Raw genomic sequence first — 20,240 nt, 5'->3', positions numbered from 1 at the left:
CCGGATTTGGAGGCTTTTTTGTTTATCTAACGACCAGATTTTTGAGAGCTGCCGCCATTAGCTTGCCCAACTGTTCCTATCGACATATCAACGAAATCTGCTAACAGGTTGCTATTGGGTTCCATGGCCGCAGCATCTGATGATTCGAGCTCTATAACGGTGCTATAGTCTTTAATATCCTTTCGCAATACTTTGTCCCCTACCTTAAATTCTAACGGAAATTGGAACAGGCTCTTCTGTGTTTGAATTACCTGTATAGTTAGCTTATTGCTGTCTTTAAAAAGCGTTTGCTTTATAATTAGAGTCGGTATGCCAGCTGTGTATAGCCATTGCTTAAAAAACTGTTTCAGATCTACACCGCTTGCTTGCTCCATGGCACGTCGTAAGTCGTCGGTATCGGCATTTTTGTTTTTATATAGCGCGTAATAGCTGCGGATACCTTTCCAAAACAATTCATCCCCCAGTTTGCGGCGAAGCATATGCAGTACCCAACCACCTTTTTGATAACTATTGGTATTGAGTAATTGCATATAATTATCTTTCACAGCAGTGTCTACAACCGGAGTAAACCGCTTTTTCTCAAAATCGATTATTTGTCTGCGGTCTATGTCCAGTCGTTCTTTTAGTTTCTCAGCTCCGTATTTACTTTCGATGTACAGGTTGGTCATGTAGGTAGCAAAACCTTCACTTAGCCAGAGGTTTGGCCAGCTTTTTTCGCTGGCGGCATCGCCGAACCATTGGTGGGCTATCTCGTGTGCCATCAGCTCTTCAACGGTTTTGCTCTTTACCGATTCTTCGAAATAAAAAATACAGCTGGCATTCTCCATACCGCCGAATATGGTTTTCGATTGCACATTGGCCAATTTCTCGTAGGCAAAAGCCCCAACGTTTTTAATGAAGTAAGGCAATATCTCTTTGGCATAGGTATAGCTTTTAAAGCCGGTATCCTTATCCTCCGGAAACACATAAGCATAAACCGGGATGCCGTTAACGTCGCCGGTATGGTCTATAGCAAAATCGGCAGCGCCTATTACCATTACTTTGGTGGATATTGGGGCTTTTTCGCTCCAGTGTGTCAACTTCAGTTTGCCGGGAAGTGTTTGCTCTTTCACCTTAGCCCCATTGGCAATAACGCCGTAATGGGCGGGAGCTGTAACAATAAAATCAACGGTAGCTTTATCCGACGGATGGTCTGCACAAGGCAGCCAGTTGTGGGCGCGGTTTGGCCAGTTATCGCCAAAAAAAGTTCGGTGCCCATAGTTATTGGTAGATATGATAAGCCCATCGGTGGGTACGCCACTGTATTTGATGACATAGCTGTGCAGGCTACCCGCTTTGGCTTTTGCGGTGATGATAAGGCGGTTGCTATCCTGTGTAAATTTCAGGGCTTTTCCTAATTCCGTTACAGATGACACCACCATTCCTTTTCCATCGGCATTCTTTTTTTTCAGATCGAGGCTGAAAGTATTGGCAGCCTGCAGAAATTTGGCCGTCACCGTGGCGTTGCCTTTAATATTGTTATCGGCATCATTCAGTTGCAGGGCGAACCTGTAATGCTGAACATCGATAGTTGAACCAAGCTGTTGGGCATTGGCGGATAAACCCGCGATGAGCAATAGGGCCGAAACGTAATACTTTGATAATTGCATAAGCTAAATTTAATATTTTGTTCCCCCTTCAGGGGGTTAGGGGGCTTAAAACTCCAACTCCAACAATACCGGGCAATGGTCCGAGTGTTTTGCTTCGGGCAATATGGCAGCGCGTTTAATGTTGCCCTCCAGCTCTTTACTTGCCATTGCATAATCTATACGCCAGCCCAAATTCTTGCCGCGTGCCCCGGCGCGGAAACTCCACCAGGTGTAATTGTGCGGCTCTTTGTTTACATGGCGGAAAGTATCTATAAAGCCCGATTCGATAAAGTTCTCCATCCATTCGCGTTCTTCGGGCAAAAAGCCTGATGAGTTGGCGTTTGATTTTGGGTTGTGGATATCAATGGCTTTGTGGCAAATGTTATAATCACCACACACTACCAGGTTCGGGTGCTCTACTTTTAGCAGGGTTAGGTATTTACCGAACTCATCCAGGAAACGGTATTTGAATACCTGACGCTCGTCGCCACTGGAGCCAGACGGGAAGTAAACGCTCATTACCGATACCTCTTCAAAATCTACACGAATGCAGCGGCCTTCCTTGTCAAAATCAGCAATGCCGCAGCCGTATTCTACGTGTTTGGGCAACATCTTGGTAAAAATTGCAGTGCCGCTATAACCCTTTTTTTCTGCCGGGAACCAGTAGTGCTGGTAACCCATGGCATCAACAAGGCCAAGGTCGGTAAGCACATCGGGTGTTGCCTTTATTTCCTGCAGGCACACCACATCGGCATCGGTAGCCTGCAGCCAGGCCAGCCAGTTTTTATTAATGGCAGAACGAATGCCGTTTACGTTATAGGTGATGATTTTCATAGTCCTGTAGCTCAAGCCCCCTACCCCCCTGAAGGGGGAACAGAAGCCGAAGGCGTGTTATTAAATATTCAAATCCTTATTGCTAATCAAAAGCTCCTCCGCTCACCAGCGGAGGCTGGGGGGCTTAGCCTATATACCCAGTATTTTATCTAACTGTTTACACTCGCTTTTGCTGAGCACTTCCACCGTCATGGGTACATTGGTAGTTGGGCGGTCGCGTTCGTCTTTTTTAACGGCGGCTATGCGGTCTACCATGTCAATGCCTGTAACCACTTCGCCATATACGGTATAGTTTTGGTCGAGGTGCGGTGCGCCGCCAACGGTGGTGTAAATATCGCGTTGCCAAGCGGGTATTTTGCGGCCCTTAAGGCGTGTGTTTTCCAACGTATCTAACCTGCCGGGTGTAAAGCGCTTGCCCTCTACAATGTAGAATTGGCAACCGCTCGAAGCCTTTTTGGGGTTATCGTCCCGCGCTGCCGCCAATACCCCCCGCTTGTGGAACAGGCTATCCCTAAACTCTGCGGGTATGGTGTACTTCACATCGCCATTGCCCAGTTCGGCACCGGGTTTGGCTTTAGTGGTATCGCGAGAATCGGGGTCGCCGCCCTGTATCATAAAGTTCTGTATTACCCGATGGAACAGCGTGCCGTTATAAAAGCCTTGTTTGGTGAGTTTTACAAAGTTATCGCGATGCATAGGTGTCTCGTTATACAGCCTGATAATACAATCGCCATAGCTGGTACGGATGCGAACGTATTGGTTTTTAGGCGGTTTGGCGAAGCCAATGCAAGCCACAAAAAGCAGGAATGTTAAAATATAGAGTTTCTTCATGTAGGTTGTAAAGGTTGGAGATGTTATAAAAGTTGCGAAGCTGTTTAATTGTACCGTACGTTAAAGATAAGATGTTGCCGGTTGTCTTCCAACCGCTCCAACTTTTTCAACTTTAAAAAACTAATACCCGTTCTCCTCAAAGTAGGTAACTATTAACGATTTGATGAGCATCTCCTGCTCCAGCAAAGTGTAATTTGGGATGGGTTTCACCAGTTTCCAGTGCGGCCAGCCGTCCTGGTCCTGCCCTTCCAATTCGTAAAAGCCCATTTGGCTAAACAGCTTGCAATTTGCTATGTGCATCAGTTCTTCCTTTTGCCGTTTGCTGAATTTGCGGGGGCCTTTACCCAGCTCCTGCACGCCAATTAAAAATAGCAGTACTTTAAGGTCGGGCTTTTCGTTATCAAAGTCGGTGGCTATTTTATCCTGTAATTCGGCGAACTTTTGGTTTATTTCGGCGGGTTTCATAACGGCAAATATAAGCAGTATGCCGTGTTTAAAATTGCCATCATTGTGTCCAATTAACAATATTGTTACGTGCCGAACGCTGCGTTAACATATTATTATTTAGCTTTGCACAAAATTGCTAATAGCATACTGTATTGCTGTGAAAAAAAATATTTACCATATCGTTTGCGCCTGGGCATTGCTGCTAAGCTTTGTTACCGGCCAGTATATGGTATATGCCCACCAGCATAACCAGGTAAAAAACATCCACGCCTCGGTAAAAAACCACGATTGCCAAAAAGCGGCCCACACTATTGTAAAAGAAAAGTGCGAGGTGTGCGACAGCATGCACCATGCAGCAATGGACGTAACCGGCGAGGTGGCTTATATGCATACTTTGGTTACTACCGAAGCCCACTTTATATCGCCGGTATATAACTTTACCAGCATTGCCCTCATCCTGGCAGCAGGGCGCGCACCTCCTTTGGCTTCATAATAAGCTATTCTTATCCAACGCCGCTTTACGTGGCATTTTACCGTATTTTTTTAAGATTTTTATTATGAAACTAAAGCTCATTATCAGCTGCTTTTTACTCCTGTTTATACAATTTACGGCCAGCGCTGCCGATTTTAATACCATTAAAGGTAAAGTTATTGATGCCAAAACTAACGAGACCCTAATTGGTGCCGTGGTAAGCATCCCCGAACTGCATGTATCTGTTGCTACTAACGCCAATGGCGAATTTACCTTCCGCTCGGTGCCTACTAAAGGGCGCTATGTGGTGCAGGTGCAATACCTTAGCTACAAAACCATTACCCAAACTATTGATTTTGCTTCTACTACCCCTTTGGTTTTTGCAATGCAAGCCAGTGTGGTTGAGCAGCATGAGGTGGTAATAACCGGTACTCCTATTACCGCCAGCAGCCGCAACAATAGTACATCGGCAACAGTAGTTACAAAAGACCAGCTGCAAAGCGGCGCTACCAACCTTATCGACGCACTAACACGCGTGGCACCCGGTGTTAGCCAGATAACCACCAGCCAAGCCATTTCTAAACCGGTTATCCGCGGTTTAAGCTACAACCGTGTGGTTACGCTGAGCGATGGCGTGAAACAACAAGGCCAGCAATTTGGCGACGAGCACGGTATAGAGATAGACCAAAACCAGGCCGAACGCGTAGAAGTATTGCGCGGCGCGGCATCGTTAATGTATGGCTCGGATGCCTTGGGTGGTGTTATTAACATTATAGACCCGGCATCTCCCGCCGAAGGCAATATAAAAGGCGAAGTGCTGAGCAGCTACTCTACCAACAGCGGGCTTACCAATACATCGTTGATGCTTGCCGGTAACGAAAATGGCTTTGTATGGCGCGGGCGCGGTACTTACCAAAATGCACATGGCTTTAAAACACCGGACGGCTATCTTATCAATAGTGGCTTTAACCAAACCGACTTTAACGGTATGCTGGGCGTAAATAAAGCCTGGGGTTATTCGCACTTAAACTTCTCTTACTACAAAAACAACATCGGCTTTTTTGATGCAGAGCCGGGCGACGAGCTGTACAGCAACTCTACCAGCCGTACATTAGATTACCCAAGGCAGGATATACGCCATTATAAACTGGCGCTGAATAACAACTTTATTATGGGCAGCAATTCATTGAAACTCGACCTTGGTTTTCAAAAGAACCAGCGCCGCGAATTGGAGAACAGCCCCGACCCATCGTTGTTCTTCGACCTGAACACCTACTCGTTGGATGCTAAATATTACCTGCACGATTTTAATGGCTGGCGCCCGGTATTCGGTATCAGCGCAAGCCTGGGGCATAGCGTAAACAAAGGCGAAGAAGTATTAGTGCCTGCTTATGATGAATACAGCACCGGTGCATTCGGTTATGTGAAAAAGACCTGGGACCAAAATACTTTTAGCGCAGGCTTAAGGTTCGATTACATTCAAAACAAAGGCAAACAACTCACCTTAGATGGCGAGGAAGTATTCACAGGCTTCGATAACAAATTCTCGAACGTGAGCGGTGCTTTGGGTTATACCCATATTTTTAACGATGTGTTGAGCTTTAAAGCTAATGCGGGTTCCGCCTTCCGCGCACCAAACCCTGCCGAGTTAGGTTCTAACGGTGTACACGAGGGAACCAACCGTTACGAAGTAGGCAGCGGAAACCTATCACCCGAGCGCAGCTACCAGGCGGATGCAACTTTAGAGTACGGTTCGGGATTTGTTACCGGTAGCTTCGGCATTTACGAGAACTATATACACAACTACATCTACGCATCAAACAACAATAACGAACAGATAACTGTAACCGAAGAAAGTACCGGCCTGCCGCGAAGCTTTGATGTGTACCGCTACGGGCAGGTAAATGCTAACCTGTATGGTTTTGAAGGTAACTTAACCCTGCACCCGGTATCGTTCCTGCACTTCGAGAATACCTTTAGCTACACCCGCGCACAAAACCGCTCGTTCGACAGGCCGCTGCCGCTGATACCTGCGGGTGTATTGCATAACTCCCTGCGTTTTGAGCCAAAAGTAAAAGGCGTGCACGATTTTTATATCTCAGCAGGCATCGACAATTACTTTAAACAAAGCCGCGTAGATGCCACCTTCGAAACACCAACTGCTGCCTATACGTTAGTGAACGCCGGTATAGGTGCAACATTTAAACTGGGTGCGCAGCCGCTTAAAGTTTATGTATCGGGCAATAACTTAACCAACAAACGCTACTACGATGCCCTTAGCCGCTTAAGGCCCGGCCGCTACAGCCAGGAAGACCCAACCTTCGGTGTTTGGAATCCGGGACGTAATATCACCTTCGGTTTTTACCTGCCGTTCGGTACTAATAAATAGCCAAAACAACAATTAGATAAGCAAAAGCCCCGTGGAGTAATATCCATGGGGCTTTGCTATTATTGACGTTATTTTTAACCGCAGAGGACGCGGAGTTTTACGCAGAGGTTCACAGAGTTGTTTTAGTCGTTATATCTATCGCGCAAAGACGCCAAGCCGCAAAGAAGAAAGCCGACACTCTTTTATGAATACTTGATAATGATTTTGCAAAGCTCTGTGAATCTCTGTGGTTCTTCTCTGTGTTCTCTGTGGTTAAAGAGTGACTATAATAAACCAAGCGTTGTTAACTCCCCTCTCAATTTCTCCGGAGAAGTAAAATGTATACAATTTATGCCCATTTTTTCTGCCGCGAGGATATTGCGGTAATTGTCGTCGATAAACAGCGATTCTTCGGGTACTACATTATACCTGTCTAACAATATCTGATAGAACGCCGGTGTGGGCTTGCGCATTTTTTCGGTACCCGATACCACAGTGCCATCGAACCAGCTCAAAAACTCAAATTTTTGTTGCGCCATAGGGAACGTTTCTGCCGACCAATTGGTGAGCGCGTATATTTTGTATTTGCCGCTTTCTTTAAGTTCTTTAAAAACCTCCACGGTTCCCTCAAAAGCATCGCCCAGCATCTCTATCCATCGCCCGTAAAATGCACGAATGTTCGCCTCGTGCTCGGGGTGTTTGGCAATAAGCCAGTCAGTACCTTCCTGCAGCGAGCGCCCGGCATCCTGCTCTTCGTTCCAGTCGCTTGTAGCAACATTTGTCAGGAAGTGGCGCATTTCCTGTTCATCAGCAAAAAGGCTGCGGTACATATAATCGGGGTTCCAGTCGATAAGTACTGCCCCGAGGTCGAATATGATGGTGTTAATCATGGTAATATTTGAAGCTAAATAAACACTTTTAATTAAGATAGCCGTTTACTATATTTAAATAAATTTATAAGCTATGTTAACAAGAGAGGATGCATTAAAAACAATTTACGATCTACCTGAAGAATTTAGCTTGGACGAAATAATTGACAGGCTGTTATTTTTAGAGAAAATAGATGCCGGGCTGGCTGAGTCTGAAAATGGAGAGACCTTTTCTACAGAAGAAGCTAAAGAGCAATTAGCTAAATGGTTAAAATAAATTGGACAAGGCGAGCTATCAAAGATGTTAACAGCATTGCTGAATATATCGCTCGTGACTCGGAGTACTATGCAAAAATTCAAGCATCAAGATTTTTTGAGGCTGTAAAAGTCCTGGATAAACACCCGTTACGAGGGAAAATAGTACCAGAGAAGCAGAACCCTTTGCTAAGGGAAATACAGCAAGGAAGCTACCGAATCATTTATCGCATTGTTTCCGAGTCAAAAATTGACATAATCTCCGTTCATCACAGCAAAATGCTGCTGAGGAACAATCCAAACTTAAAATAGCCCACCGTTATTTCTTCTTCCCTTCTTTCTCAAAAACCTTGACCTCCGTCACTATCGAATCGGCATTCAGTTTAAACAACAAACCTTTGAAATACGCCGTATCGCCGCCATTCATTTTGCGGGTGATGTCGTAATAAAAGCTGCGGTCGGTAAAGCTGTTACGTTGAGGGTATTTAAGCAATTGCACTACCTGCTTATAGGTCATGCCTTTTAGCTTGTGCGTCGCCAGCAGGTCGTCAACCATCATGTAGCGTTTGGGGTAATCCATGCCGTCGCCGTCGTTCCAGCCCTTGGGTGTAAAGGGCTGTTTGTTTTTACAACCGCTTACGCCCAGGGCGATAAACGCTATGACTATAAAGAACCACTTGAAACGGCTATTGCTCATGCTTAACTATTTTCCAGCAAATATCTTTTAAATTCGTCAAAACCGGTGCCTAAACTTACTGCCTGGCTCTCTTTTTCTTCTAATTCTTTCACCTGCTCGGGTACGGCTATTTCCTGTGCTATCGGCTCGGTAAACACATCCGGGAATTTGCATGGGTGCGCGGTTGATAAAAATACACCGGCGGTATCTGCGGCAGGGTGTTCCTGCTGGTAGGCTTTCAAGGCTTTCCAGGCAATGGCAGTATGCGGGCAGGCCACATATTTATAGCTGTCGAATATCTCTTGTATGGCTGCAAGGGTATCCTCGTCGTTGTAGGTGTAGCCTTCAATAAGCGCGTTCAGCTCTGCAGGATCTTCTTTGAACAGGTCGGCAATACGTACCCAGTTGCTTGGGTTGCCTACGTCCATAGCATTCGATAAAGTTGCCACCGATGGTTTTGGTTGATAAATGCCGGTTTTCAAATACTCCGGAACGGTATCGTTTGCGTTGGTAGCGGCAATGAAATGCTCCACGGGCAAGCCCATTTTCCAGGCAAGCAAGCCTGCGCCAATGTTACCGAAGTTGCCGCTTGGCACCGCAAAAATTACTTTGCTTGTACCGCGTTTCAGCAACTGCGCATAAGCGTTAAAATAGTAGAAGGTTTGCGGGATGAGACGGGCGATATTGATAGAGTTCGCCGAGGTTAAACGGAATTTGGCATTCAGTTCAGCATCGGTAAAGGCTTGTTTCACCAAAGCCTGGCAATCATCAAAAGTACCGTCAATTTCCAACGCGCGGATGTTTTGGCCGTTGGTGGTCAACTGTAATTCCTGTATATCGCTTACTTTGCCTTTAGGGTAAAGGATGGTAACGCGGGTATTCGGTACGCCTAAAAAGCCAAGCGCAACGGCACCGCCGGTATCGCCCGATGTTGCTACCAATACATCCAGTTGTTTTTCGCCATCCTCTAAAAAGTAGCTCATTACACGGCTCATGAAGCGTGCCCCAAAATCTTTAAAGGCTAACGAGGGGCCGTGGAAAAGCTCCAGTACATTCACGTTCTCTTCCAGTTTTACAACCGGGGCGTAAAAATTGATAGCATCTTTTATCAGCGCTTTCAGGTCTTCGGCCGGGATATCATCGCCCAATAAATTCTTCGCTACATGGAAGGCAATTTCGGGCAGAGTGTACTGATCCAGGTTATGGATGAATTTATCGCCCAGGTGCGGTATCTCAACGGGCATGTAAAGCCCTTTATCCTGCGGCATGCTGTTAAAAACCGCTTCTTTAAAGCCAACCCTTAATTCGGGGTTATTAGTACTGTAGAATTTCATTTTGATCTCGGAGTTCGGATTTTCGATTTCGGAATTATTGGGCGCGATATTTTGGAATCCGAATTCACAAATCCGGGATCCCCAATATAATCTACCCTATCACTCTCGGCCCTGCATCGTTTATAGTTGATACGTAGCCGTTAGAGCCTATTTTTATATTAGTTAAGTGTTGCTGTAGTTTCTGCGTAATGCGGCGTGCGGTCTCTTCATCTTTTGTAAAGGCAAAAACCGATGGCCCCGAGCCTGAAATACCGAAACTTACGGCTCCCATATCCATGGCCATTTGGCGCATTACATAAAAATCGGGGATCAGCATGCTACGAACAGGTTCTACCAACACATCCTGCATACTGCGGCCTATCAGGTCAATGTCCTGCATGAACAGGCCGCTTACCAGTCCGGCAATATTACCCCACTGGGTAACCGCATCCTTCATTTGTATTTTGGTGCGGATGATCTGCCTGGCCTCGCGGGTGGGCACATCAACATCGGGGAAAACAATGGCGCACCATAAACCTGCCGGGTGCGGCAAACGCACAACATCCAACGGCTCGTAGCTGCGTATCAGCACAAAGCCACCAAGCAATGCCGGAGCAACGTTATCAGCGTGGCCATGGCCGCAGGCCATTTCTTCACCCTTCATGGCAAAGGGTAACAGGTTGGCAGCATCTGTAGTATCGCCCAATAAAGTTTTTATGGCGAACAGTCCAGCTACGGTACTGGCCGAGCTTGAACCCAAGCCACTACCGATAGGCATTTTTTTGTGCAGTTCGATATCTAAACCAATATCGGTACGGCCAACGCTTTGCAGGTAATGCTGCACGCTTACACTCACAGTGTTTTTGGTCGGGTTAAGCGGCAGTCGGCCATCGTCGCCGGTAATTTTGCTGATGGTGATGCCCGGCTTATTAGTGCGGCGCATAATTACTTCATCGCCCGGTTCGTTTACGGCAAAGCCCAGTACATCAAAACCGCATACCACATTGGCAACCGTCGCCGGCGCAAAAACCGAAATTGACTCCAGGCCCCCCCCGCCCCCTAAAGGGGGAGCTTCTGAAAGGCTTGGTTTTTTTTTTGCTTCTTCTATATTAATTTCCATAATAATTATTCAAATTTTACTCCCCCTTAAGGGGGCTGGGGGGCTAAACTCCTATTCCCCCTTCAGGGGGTTAGGGGGCCTGAGCTCTTAATTGGCCCCCACATTTATCAAATCGGCATAAACACCGGCCGCGGTCACTTCGGCACCGGCACCGGGACCTTTTACTACCAGTGGGCGCTCCTTGTACCTGTCGGTAGTGAAAGAGATAATGTTATCGCTGCCGCTAAGCATGTAGAAGGGGTGGTTCTCATCAACCATTTGCAGGGTGATAGATGCTTTTCCATCTTCCAGTTTGCCAATGTAGCGCAATACTTTTTTGTCTTTTTCTGCCGTTGCTTTCAGGTTTGCAAAGAAAGCATCTTCCGCCTTTAATGCAGCATAAAAATCCTCAACGGTTTGTGCTTCAAGGCAGCTTTGCGGCAGTATGGCATCTATCTGCACGTCGCTGGCCTCCATTTGGTAACCGGCATCGCGGGCGAGTATCAACATCTTGCGCATAAAGTCTTTACCACTCAGGTCATCGCGCGGGTCGGGTTCGGTATAGCCTTTATCCTGGGCGTCTTTCACTACATCGTGGAAGCTTACATCGCCCTTAAAGTAATTAAAGATGTAAGAGATAGTGCCTGATAGTATAGCCTCTATGCGTTGCACCCTGTCGCCGCTGCTCATCAGATCCTTTAGCGTGCGGATGATAGGCAGGCCGGCACCAACGTTGGTTTCGTAAAAGAAATCTACCCCGTGTGTGCGTGCCGTATCGCGGAAGGTTTTGTACTGCGCGTAATCTGCCGAATTGCCAATTTTGTTGCAGGTAACTACCGATACGTTCGCCTTGAAAACCTGCTCGTAAAAGCCGATAGGTTTAGGGCTGGCAGTATTATCAATAAACACGCAGTTGGGCAGGTTCATTTCTTTCATTTTGTCTATAAAGCCCTGCAGGTCGGCTTCCGTCATCGACTGTTGCAGGTCGTCTTCCCATGTATCAAGCGATAAACCATCGCTATTGAAAACCATTTTGCGGGTGTTGCTTATGCCAGCAACCTTAACCTGTATGCCGTTGTTGTTCTGCAGAAAATCGGCATTGGCGGCCAATTGCTTAAACAGTGTTTTGCCGATATTACCGGTACCCAAACAGAAGGCATGCAGCGTTTTGGTAAGCTCGATGAAGAAGGCGTCGTGCACAGCATTCAAGGCTTTGGCCAAATCGTTAGCCGAGATGATCACCGAGATATTGTACTCCGACGAACCTTGTGCAATAGCCCTTACGTTGATACCGTTACGGCCCAGCGCGTGGAACAATTTACCGCTCACGCCAGGCGTTTGTTTCATGTTTTCGCCCACTATGGCTAATATGGCCTGGCCTTTTTCTACCACTAATGGCTCCAGTTTGTTGGCCAAAAGCTCCAGTTCAAATTCTTGCTCTATCAGCATTTGTGCCTTGCCTACATCGGTGGGTTGCACCGCGAAGGTTATGCTGTGTTCTGATGATGACTGAGTGATGAGGATAATATTGATCTGCTCGCGCGCCAACAACGAGAACAAACGGCCGCTAAAGCCCGATTTACCAACCATACCGCTACCCTCTAAGCTCAGGATACTGATATTGTTGATGGATGATATACCTTTGATAGGCAGGTTAGATGGTCCGCAATCGTGACGGATAACGGTACCCGCAAACTCCGGCTCGAAAGTGTTTTTGATTACGATAGGTATCTTTTTCAAAAATGCCGGTATCATGGTTGGCGGATAAATTACCTTGGCACCGAAGTACGAAAGCTCCATGGCTTCGGTGTAGGTAAGCTCCTCCAGCGAGAAAGCTTTTTTAACCATACGCGGGTCGGCGGTCATCATGCCGTTCACGTCGGTCCATATTTGTATCTCTTCAGCATTCAGCGCCGCGCCGAAGATGGCTGCCGTATAATCGCTTCCGCCACGGCCAAGGGTGGTTATTTGGCCTGCATCGTTGCCCGCTATAAAGCCGGTTACAATAAGCAGTTTATCGCTATGCTCGCGATAGAAATTTTGGATCAGCATATCGGTAAGCTCCATGTTTACACGGGCGTTGCCGAAAGTGCTGTCGGTTTTTATCAGTTCGGAGGCATCCACAAACATCGCTTCCGGGAAGTGCTGCGCCGCAATTTTGCTCACCATTAATGCCGAGCAGCGTTCGCCGTAGCTCACAATGGTATCGCGGGTTTTGGCGGTAAGCTCCTTTAAGGTAAGCACACCTTGCAGCAATTCTTCCAGTTGGTTAAAGTGGATCTTAAGGCGGGTGTAGGCAGGGTTTTGGTTTTGAATCTCCAGCAATGCTTTCACCACTTCAAAGTGGCGGCGTTCCAGTTCGGCCAGTTCCGCCGTAAACTCTTTGCCTGCCGCGGCACCTTCTGCCATGGCAATAAGCAGGTTGGTAATACCGCTCATGGCCGATAATACGACTACGGGCTTGCTGCCGTTTTGGTTCTCTTGCTTTAAAATGTCAAGCAGGGTTTTGATACTGTTTACCGACCCTACCGATGTGCCTCCGAATTTTAGTACTTTCATTATTGCATTAAAAAATAAAAAAGCCTTCCTCTTTGCGGAGGAAGGCTTTCATTTGGTTTGTCTTTATGTTTTACACCATACGATTATCTTCCTCCAAGTTGTATCCCGGTGGTAATAATGGTGGTAATGATGGTGTTAGTAACTGTCATATATAATGTCGGTAAAGTAAGTAGATTATTTTTGAATAAACAAATGGAAGGGCGAATTATTTTTAATTGCCTGTATATCTTTCCTAACTTCGCCCCTAATGCAGGGACTTGTAATAAAATCGACGGGGAGTTGGTACCAGGTGAAAACCGCGGACAGTGTTGTGGATTGCCGTATAAAAGGGAAATTCCGTATCAAGGGAATCACTACAACCAACCCCTTAGCTGTTGGCGATGTGGTTGACTTTGAAATGGAGCCCGAGCAAGGAACCGGCGTAATTACCACCCTTAGGCCCCGCAAAAACTACATCATCCGCAAGGCCGTTAACCTGAGCAAACAGGCGCAGATCATAGCCGCCAACCTGGATCTTGCGGTTTTGGTAGTTACGCTTGCCTCGCCACGCACCTCTCTTGGCTTTATCGACCGCTTTTTGGTTACCGCCGAAGCCTACGATGTACCGGCAGTTTTAATATTCAATAAACTCGACCTGTTTAGCGATGAAGGGCTGGAGATACTGGCCGAATACCAGGCTATTTACCAAAATATAGGTTACCCTTGTTATTCGGTATCGGCAAAAGAGGGTACGCATATCGATAGCATCCAGGAGCTGATAAAAGATAAAGTGACCTTGTTCTCGGGGCACTCGGGCGTGGGTAAATCAAGTTTGATAAACCGCCTGCTGCCCGACCTGGAATTGCGCACCCACCAAATATCCGACTGGAGCGATAAAGGCATGCACACAACAACCTTTGCCGAAATGTTCGAATTGCCGCAGGGGGGCTACCTTATCGATACTCCCGGCATACGCGAACTTGGCGTTATCGACATAGAAAAACAGGAGCTGGGCCACTTTTTCCCCGAAATGCGCGAGCGCATGAACCAGTGCCGCTTTAACAATTGCCGCCACATAAACGAGCCCGGTTGTGCAGTATTAGAGGCTGTTGAGAACGAGGGAATAGCCTTGTCGCGTTATGATAGCTACCTGAGTATTTATAACGGCAACGATACGAGGGCGTAGGCTGCAGACTCAAGATATAAGAGTCAAGAACCAAGACAAAAAATAAATATTAGTTACAAACCGGGTCTTGATTCTCGGATCTTGACTCTTGATTCTAAAATTATGCGAGCGGTATTACAACGCGTTACACAGGCAAGCTGCACGGTTGATGGCAACATTACCGGCGAAATTGGGCTTGGCTTTTTGGTTTTATTAGGTGTGGAAGATGCCGATACCTCTGAAGACGTTAATTGGCTTGCCCCCAAAATTGCCAACATGCGTGTATTTGGCGACGAGAATGGGTTGATGAACAAAGCCCTTGGCGATGTGGATGGCAACATCCTGCTTATCTCACAGTTCACCCTGTTCGCGCAAACCAAAAAGGGTAATCGCCCGTCGTTCATCCGCGCCGCCCGGCCGGATAAGGCTATCCCCTTGTATGAAGAAATGATATTGGCGTTGGAGGCCCTATTGGGTAAAAAAATTGCCACCGGTATTTTCGGTGCAGATATGAAAATAAACCTATTGAATGATGGGCCGGTGACTATTGTGATGGATACGAAGGATAAGGATAATCATTAGCGCATCGTTTTTGAGTGAACACGAATGAGCTCGAATAGAACGAATTTCACGAATTATTTTTAGGAGGTATTTTAATTAGGATTAACTTACGAATTATTAACAGGCACGAATTTAATGGCCGATATCTTATTTAAGTCTGAGTCTTACAAAATCATCGGGGCTTGTTTCGAAGTTCACAAAGCTTTGGGCCATGGTTTTAAAGAAGTGGTTTATAAAGATGCTTTGGAAGTCGAATTTAGTCGCATAGGTATTCCATTCCAAAGGGAGAAATCATATGATATTTACTATAAAGAGCAGAAGTTAAAACACTGTTTTGTAGCCGATTTCGTCGTATTCGATAGTATTGTTCTCGAAATAAAAGCAGCTGATTATATTGGTGAGCCATATTTAAAGCAGACTTTGAACTACTTGAAGGCTTCCGGACTACGCCTTGGTATTGTTATTAATTTTGGAGCGCCTTCTGTTGAATATCAGCGTGTAATTATCTGATCAGCCAAGCATGTAATTGGCATAATTTCCTCTTATTTAATTTAATGAGTTTGCAAATTAATTCGTGAAATTCGCGTCGTTCGAGTTCATTCGTGTTCACTCAAAAAAAGCATGACTATTAAAGAAGCCCAAACCCTCGTTGATAACTGGATAAAAACCACCGGTGTTCGTTATTTTAATGAACTTACCAATACTGCCATGCTGATGGAAGAAGTGGGCGAAGTGGCCCGTATAATGGCGAGGCAATACGGCGAACAATCCTTTAAAAAATTGGATAAAGAAGTTAACCTGGCCGACGAAATGGCCGATGTGCTTTTTGTGCTGATATGCCTGGCTAACCAAACCGGAATAGACCTTACTGATGCCTTGGAGAAGAACATGGAGAAGAAGAACATCCGCGATGCCGAACGGCATAAAAATAATGAAAAATTGAAATAGGAGGTATTTTATACTCTTTAAAATAAATTATCAAAATATAATTTGGTTAAATTAAAAATCGGCGCAATATAATAATGGGTTTTAACGTTTATTGATAAACTAAACCACATTATTATGAAAGCTTATTTTTTGTTTTTTACTACAGTACTGTTGGTTTCCGCCAGCTGCAAAAACAAGGGCGACGACAAGATACACTCGGTAACCATAGGCGATGTTACAGCTGAAAAACCCAAGGTCATGGACGTGTCAATGGCACCACCAGCCGAAAAAAATGACGACGAAATTTACACGAGCGTTGAAACTCAACCCGAGTTTGTGGGAGACAGCGAGGCAGATGCCGACGTTAAAGTAGATGAGAGTGAAATAAACACCCGGAAGACTCAGAAAGGGGACGTTGCTCAAAAAATAATTAAAGAAGGTGATATCAGCTTCGAGACAGCCGATGTGAAAGCCACCCGGCAGCAGATCATCGCCTCTTTGAAAAAATTAAAAGGCTACATCCAGTCGGACCAGGAGACCGACGATGGCTCTTATGGTAGAAAGGAATACCAACTGGATATTAAAATTCCGGCTGCTAATTTCGATACTTTCCTGGGCTCGGTATCCTCTACCGCAACAAAGATAGATAGCAAAAATATCAGCATACGTGATGTAACCACCGAGTATATCGATACCAAAACCCGGTTAGACAATAAGCTTGTATTGGAGAAACGCTACCTCGAACTCTTAAAGCGAGCTTCCAAAATATCAGAAATGCTGGAGATTGAGAACAAGCTTGCCGGCATAAGGGCCGATATAGAATCAAATCAAGGGCAGCTAAATTACCTGAACAAACAGGTTGCCTACAGCTCGTTGACCATTAAGTTTTACACCGAGCGCCCCTCGCAGGTAGAAACGAGCGTAGGTTTCGGCTATAAAATAATGAAGGCACTGGAAAGCGGGTTAAGTCTGCTGCAAGAGCTGTTCTTCGGTATCCTATCGTTATGGCCGTATTTGATCGTGATATTTGCGCTGTACCTGTTTATAAAACGCTGGCGCAAACGCCGCAAATTGGCTAAAGCCGCCTAAGCCAACTTCACCAGCTTCTCGCCATCAAGAACCGGTATGGCGGTAGTCAGATCCACCTGTAAACAAAAAGCGATATCTTTTTCAATACCCAGTTTTTTCAAGCGTTCGCCGTGCGATGTTTTGCTGAGGTATTGGGGGATATCGCTTTTGCCTAACTGAAAGAGATCATTAGCGGCGATAGACGGGTCGTCCAGTATGTAACCTTCGCCTTTTAGCTGTTCGATAACCGCACCCGCGAATAAGGTATCTTCCAGGTTGAAGTTGTTTTTCCAGCCTGCACATACCAGCAGTATGTTTTCGTTCTGCGTTTTTAGCCAGTTGCAAAGCGATGTAAGGTTAAGGAACGAGCCAATAACAATACGCTTTGCGCTTCGAGATAGATGCAGGGCGTGCGTGCCATTGGTAGTAGTAAGCACAACGGTTTTCCCCGCTACTTTTTCGGCGGTGTAAGAGAATGGAGAGTTACCAAAATCAAAGCCTTCAACCACTTCGCCGTTACGTTCGGCCGCTAAAAGGTAGTCTAAGCCCTTTTCGCGGTAAGCGGCACATTCTTCTACTTCCGATACCGGGATAATGGCTTCCGCGCCATTTTCGATACCGTAGCAGATAGAAGATGTTGCGCGGAAAATATCGATCACCACTACGATGTAGCCGGATACTTTATATAGCGGGATAAGCGCGGGGGAGAGGCAAACGTCGAGTGCAAACCCGGCCCCCCGACCCCCTGAAGGGGGAGCAGAAGTTTTATTTTGGTCAGTCATTATTTCAAATTCTGTTCCCCCTTCAGGGGGTTAGGGGCCTGAGCTATGCAGGCTATTTATAAAACGGCGGTTTTACCACCTTGGCTTTTATCTTGTTATCGCGGATGAGGATGAAAATTTCCGAGCCTTCTTTAGCGAATTCATTCTTCACGTAACCCAAGCCTATTGCTTTTTGCAGCGATGGCGATTGTGTGCCCGATGTTACGCGGCCTATGTTGTTGCCATCGGCATCTACAATGGCGTAATCGTGGCGGGGGATACCGCGGTCTATCATTTCAAAACCTACCAGTTTTTGGCTAACGCCGGCTGCTTTTTGTGCCTGTAATGCCTCTGAGTTAGTAAACTCCTTGCTGAATTTGGTTACCCAGCCCAGTCCGGCTTCCAATGGCGACGTGGTATCGTCTATATCGTTACCGTACAGGCAGAAACCCATCTCTAAACGCAGGGTATCGCGCGCTGCCAGGCCAATAGGCTTTATGCCGAAGGGCTCGCCGGCTTTAAATACTTCATCCCAAATAAATTCGGCGTGCTCGTTATCAAAGTATATCTCAAAACCACCTGCACCGGTATAACCGGTTGCTGATACTACCACGTTATTGATGCCCGCGAAAGTGCCTTTTTTGAAAGTATAGTATTCCATCGAAGCCAGGTCGATATCGGTTAGGCTTTGCAGGGCATCCGCAGCTTTAGGGCCTTGGATGGCCAGCAGCGAAGTACGGTCGCTGATATCTTTCATCTCTACACCGTCGGTATTGAATTTTGATATCCAGTTCCAGTCTTTCTCAATGTTAGAGGCATTTACTACCAGCATGTAGGTTTTCTCGTCAATACGGTAAACCAGCAGGTCATCAACAATGCCGCCATCCTGGTTTGGCAGGCAAGAGTATTGCACTTTGCCATCGTATAGTTTAGAAGCATCGTTGCTGGTAACTTTTTGTATCAGGGCCAGGGCGTTCTCGCCTTTCAAAATAAATTCGCCCATGTGGCTTACATCGAACACGCCCACGCCTTTGCGTACGGTTTCGTGTTCGGCATTTACGCCTGTATATTGTACCGGCATGTTGTAGCCGGCAAAAGGAACCATTTTAGCACCCAATTGGGTGTGTACTTGTGTTAGTGCGGTGTTTTTCATGATCGTTGTTTGTCGCGCAGCAAAAGTACTAAAATAGCTGTAAAAGCCGCTGTTTAGATGATGGTGGCGTAAAAGCTTAGCAACCCTTGCGTTACGGCCTGTACATCGTGCTGCTGCTCAACCAGCAGCCGGGCATTACGGCCAATAGTGCGGCAATGTTCTTCATCGGCCATGCAACGGGTTATGGCATGGTAAAACTCGTCGGCGTCATTAGCGATCATAATATTTTTACCATCGGCAAAGTTGATGCCCTCTGCCCCTAAGGCGGTAGATATAATGCACTTCTGCATCGCCATGCCCTCTACTATTTTCACGCGCATACCGCCGCCGGTAAGCATAGGAACAATCATTACCGATTTGCTGTTCACAAATTCCAGCGCATCATCCACCTCGCCCTGTATAAATACTTTGCCGGGCACTTCATACTCGTCAAAATCTTCAGGGATGGCGTTTCCGGCTAAGTAGAACTTCACTTTTAGCTCGCCGTCGACGATCTCTTTATGGAAGTTGTCTAAAAACCATTCTATCCCCTCGCGGTTGGGCAGCCAATCTAACGATCCTAAAAAGAAAAGGCTGGTGGGTTCTGTCTTTTCCGTTACGGGGCGGTACATCGCCAGGTCAATCCCGATGGGTAGTACCTGCACAGGCAGGCTGATGCCATACGAGCGGATAGCATCCTCATCTTGCGGGGTAAAAGCAACTATGCCATCAAATTGCGCCAGCATTTCCAACTCGTAACGTTTTACACGGCGGGCCAATTGGTTAAGGTACCATTTTTTAACAGGGTCGCCTTTTTGGCGGGCAAGCCGCTTCCAAACTAAATGCTCAATATTGTGTGCACGGTAAATTACTTTGGCTCGGGTGCTTTTGCGGATAGCGTCAAGGTAAGGCGCCACAAATAAACCCTCCAGTTGAATGATGTCGTAGGCGTTATCTTTCAGATTTTGCACTAACAGCTTCTCGAATCCGGCATTGTAATACTTATCAATATTATAAGGGTTTTTGGTGAACAAGTTGCTTACAAATTCCACAGCCGTTAGGCGGGTATCAATAGCATATTCGGTATAGCTTATTTTGCTAAGCAGGGCATCGGGCTCGTGTACTTTGTCGGATTGGTTTTTTACGTTGATGCTGATGAGCGATACCTGATGCCCCTGCGCAATTAGCCCCTTTATGGTATTGCCTACCACAATTGGGTACCCGCCATTCTGCGGGAATGGCACGCGGTGGGTTAATATCAGTATCCTCAAAGCTACGGTAATTGGTTCGCTCAAA

The 20,240-nt window shown here is 46.4% G+C and carries 21 protein-coding genes; 9 read left to right on the top strand and 12 right to left on the bottom strand.

Features of this window, described 5'->3' with window-relative positions; translation table 11 throughout:
• Positions 1-26 precede the first annotated feature (26 nt).
• The 4 genes from BC343_RS04570 to BC343_RS04555 form a co-directional block, all read right to left on the bottom strand.
• Complete coding sequence (locus BC343_RS04570; RefSeq protein WP_078346559.1) at positions 27-1,649, bottom strand: M1 family metallopeptidase; 1,623 nt, start codon at positions 1,647-1,649, stop codon at positions 27-29.
• A gap of 45 nt (positions 1,650-1,694) precedes the next feature.
• Positions 1,695-2,462 carry an exodeoxyribonuclease III gene (locus BC343_RS04565; RefSeq protein WP_078346558.1) on the bottom strand — a complete coding sequence of 256 codons (768 nt, stop codon included), beginning with the start codon at positions 2,460-2,462 and terminating at the stop codon, positions 1,695-1,697.
• 129 nt (positions 2,463-2,591) lie between these two features.
• The gene (locus BC343_RS04560; protein WP_078346557.1) at positions 2,592-3,293 is read right to left on the bottom strand and encodes a peptidylprolyl isomerase; all 702 of its coding nucleotides are present in this window, start codon (positions 3,291-3,293) and stop codon (positions 2,592-2,594) included.
• 120 nt (positions 3,294-3,413) lie between these two features.
• Positions 3,414-3,758 carry a hypothetical protein gene (locus tag BC343_RS04555; RefSeq protein WP_078346556.1) on the bottom strand — a complete coding sequence of 115 codons (345 nt, stop codon included), beginning with the start codon at positions 3,756-3,758 and terminating at the stop codon, positions 3,414-3,416.
• A gap of 139 nt (positions 3,759-3,897) precedes the next feature.
• Here BC343_RS04555 and BC343_RS04550 point away from each other — a divergent pair, with 139 nt between their 5' ends.
• Both BC343_RS04550 and BC343_RS04545 read left to right on the top strand, forming a co-directional pair.
• Positions 3,898-4,233: a hypothetical protein gene (locus tag BC343_RS04550; protein ID WP_078346555.1), complete on the top strand. Its 336-nt coding sequence runs from the start codon at positions 3,898-3,900 to the stop codon at positions 4,231-4,233.
• Positions 4,234-4,297: 64 nt separating this feature from the next.
• On the top strand, positions 4,298-6,601 hold the full coding sequence (locus BC343_RS04545; protein WP_078346554.1) for a TonB-dependent receptor: 2,304 nt from the start codon (positions 4,298-4,300) through the stop codon (positions 6,599-6,601).
• Between the two features lie 263 nt (positions 6,602-6,864).
• Here the strand turns inward: BC343_RS04545 and BC343_RS04540 are convergent, their stop codons facing one another.
• Complete coding sequence (locus BC343_RS04540; protein ID WP_078346553.1) at positions 6,865-7,470, bottom strand: HAD family hydrolase; 606 nt, start codon at positions 7,468-7,470, stop codon at positions 6,865-6,867.
• Positions 7,471-7,543: 73 nt separating this feature from the next.
• On the opposite strand from BC343_RS04540, the gene BC343_RS04535 reads away from it, so the two are divergent.
• Together BC343_RS04535 and BC343_RS04530 are read left to right on the top strand one after the other, a co-directional pair.
• Positions 7,544-7,726, top strand: coding sequence for a hypothetical protein (locus tag BC343_RS04535; protein WP_078346552.1), 183 nt, complete (start codon positions 7,544-7,546; stop codon positions 7,724-7,726).
• Positions 7,714-8,016 carry a type II toxin-antitoxin system RelE/ParE family toxin gene (locus BC343_RS04530; protein WP_078346551.1) on the top strand — a complete coding sequence of 101 codons (303 nt, stop codon included), beginning with the start codon at positions 7,714-7,716 and terminating at the stop codon, positions 8,014-8,016. The genes BC343_RS04535 and BC343_RS04530 overlap by 13 nt, the downstream gene beginning before the upstream one ends.
• Before the next feature lie 7 nt (positions 8,017-8,023).
• Here the strand turns inward: BC343_RS04530 and BC343_RS04525 are convergent, their stop codons facing one another.
• The 4 genes from BC343_RS04525 to thrA all read right to left on the bottom strand — a co-directional run bounded on the left by BC343_RS04525 (position 8,024) and on the right by thrA (position 13,351).
• Positions 8,024-8,401, bottom strand: a complete 378-nt coding sequence (locus BC343_RS04525; protein ID WP_078346550.1) for a hypothetical protein — start codon at positions 8,399-8,401, stop codon at positions 8,024-8,026.
• Between the two features lie 2 nt (positions 8,402-8,403).
• Positions 8,404-9,714 carry a threonine synthase gene (gene thrC, locus BC343_RS04520; protein WP_078346549.1) on the bottom strand — a complete coding sequence of 437 codons (1,311 nt, stop codon included), beginning with the start codon at positions 9,712-9,714 and terminating at the stop codon, positions 8,404-8,406.
• A gap of 91 nt (positions 9,715-9,805) precedes the next feature.
• Positions 9,806-10,813, bottom strand: coding sequence for a homoserine kinase (locus tag BC343_RS04515; protein ID WP_078346548.1), 1,008 nt, complete (start codon positions 10,811-10,813; stop codon positions 9,806-9,808).
• Positions 10,814-10,900: 87 nt separating this feature from the next.
• Entirely contained in the window at positions 10,901-13,351 is a 2,451-nt protein-coding gene (gene thrA / locus BC343_RS04510; protein ID WP_078346547.1) for a bifunctional aspartate kinase/homoserine dehydrogenase I, read from the bottom strand.
• Positions 13,352-13,598: 247 nt separating this feature from the next.
• Between thrA and rsgA the strand changes: the two genes are divergently transcribed.
• The 5 genes from rsgA to BC343_RS04485 all read left to right on the top strand — a co-directional run bounded on the left by rsgA (position 13,599) and on the right by BC343_RS04485 (position 17,072).
• Positions 13,599-14,516, top strand: coding sequence for a ribosome small subunit-dependent GTPase A (gene rsgA, locus BC343_RS04505; protein ID WP_078346546.1), 918 nt, complete (start codon positions 13,599-13,601; stop codon positions 14,514-14,516).
• Between the two features lie 102 nt (positions 14,517-14,618).
• On the top strand, positions 14,619-15,077 hold the full coding sequence (gene dtd / locus BC343_RS04500; RefSeq protein WP_078346545.1) for a D-aminoacyl-tRNA deacylase: 459 nt from the start codon (positions 14,619-14,621) through the stop codon (positions 15,075-15,077).
• 114 nt (positions 15,078-15,191) lie between these two features.
• On the top strand, positions 15,192-15,566 hold the full coding sequence (locus BC343_RS04495; protein ID WP_078346544.1) for a GxxExxY protein: 375 nt from the start codon (positions 15,192-15,194) through the stop codon (positions 15,564-15,566).
• Between the two features lie 111 nt (positions 15,567-15,677).
• Complete coding sequence (locus BC343_RS04490) at positions 15,678-16,004, top strand: nucleotide pyrophosphohydrolase (protein ID WP_078346543.1); 327 nt, start codon at positions 15,678-15,680, stop codon at positions 16,002-16,004.
• Between the two features lie 114 nt (positions 16,005-16,118).
• The gene (locus tag BC343_RS04485; RefSeq protein ID WP_078346542.1) at positions 16,119-17,072 is read left to right on the top strand and encodes a DUF4349 domain-containing protein; all 954 of its coding nucleotides are present in this window, start codon (positions 16,119-16,121) and stop codon (positions 17,070-17,072) included.
• On the opposite strand, the gene BC343_RS04480 is transcribed toward BC343_RS04485, so the two are convergent.
• Genes BC343_RS04480 through BC343_RS04470 form a run of 3 tightly spaced genes read right to left on the bottom strand, consistent with a single transcriptional unit; the run spans position 17,069 to position 20,239 of the window.
• Positions 17,069-17,833, bottom strand: a complete 765-nt coding sequence (locus BC343_RS04480) for a 2-phosphosulfolactate phosphatase (protein WP_078346541.1) — start codon at positions 17,831-17,833, stop codon at positions 17,069-17,071. The two genes, BC343_RS04485 and BC343_RS04480, sit on opposite strands and share 4 nt — an antisense overlap.
• Before the next feature lie 52 nt (positions 17,834-17,885).
• Complete coding sequence (gene gcvT / locus BC343_RS04475; protein WP_078346540.1) at positions 17,886-18,965, bottom strand: glycine cleavage system aminomethyltransferase GcvT; 1,080 nt, start codon at positions 18,963-18,965, stop codon at positions 17,886-17,888.
• 53 nt (positions 18,966-19,018) lie between these two features.
• Complete coding sequence (locus BC343_RS04470) at positions 19,019-20,239, bottom strand: glycosyltransferase family 4 protein (protein ID WP_162276815.1); 1,221 nt, start codon at positions 20,237-20,239, stop codon at positions 19,019-19,021.
• Between the last annotated feature and the right edge of the window lies 1 nt (position 20,240).

Origin of the sequence: Mucilaginibacter pedocola (assembly GCF_002013915.1) — a bacterium.
Classification (GTDB): domain Bacteria; phylum Bacteroidota; class Bacteroidia; order Sphingobacteriales; family Sphingobacteriaceae; genus Mucilaginibacter; species Mucilaginibacter pedocola.
This window is presented reverse-complemented; position numbering and strand designations above follow the sequence as displayed.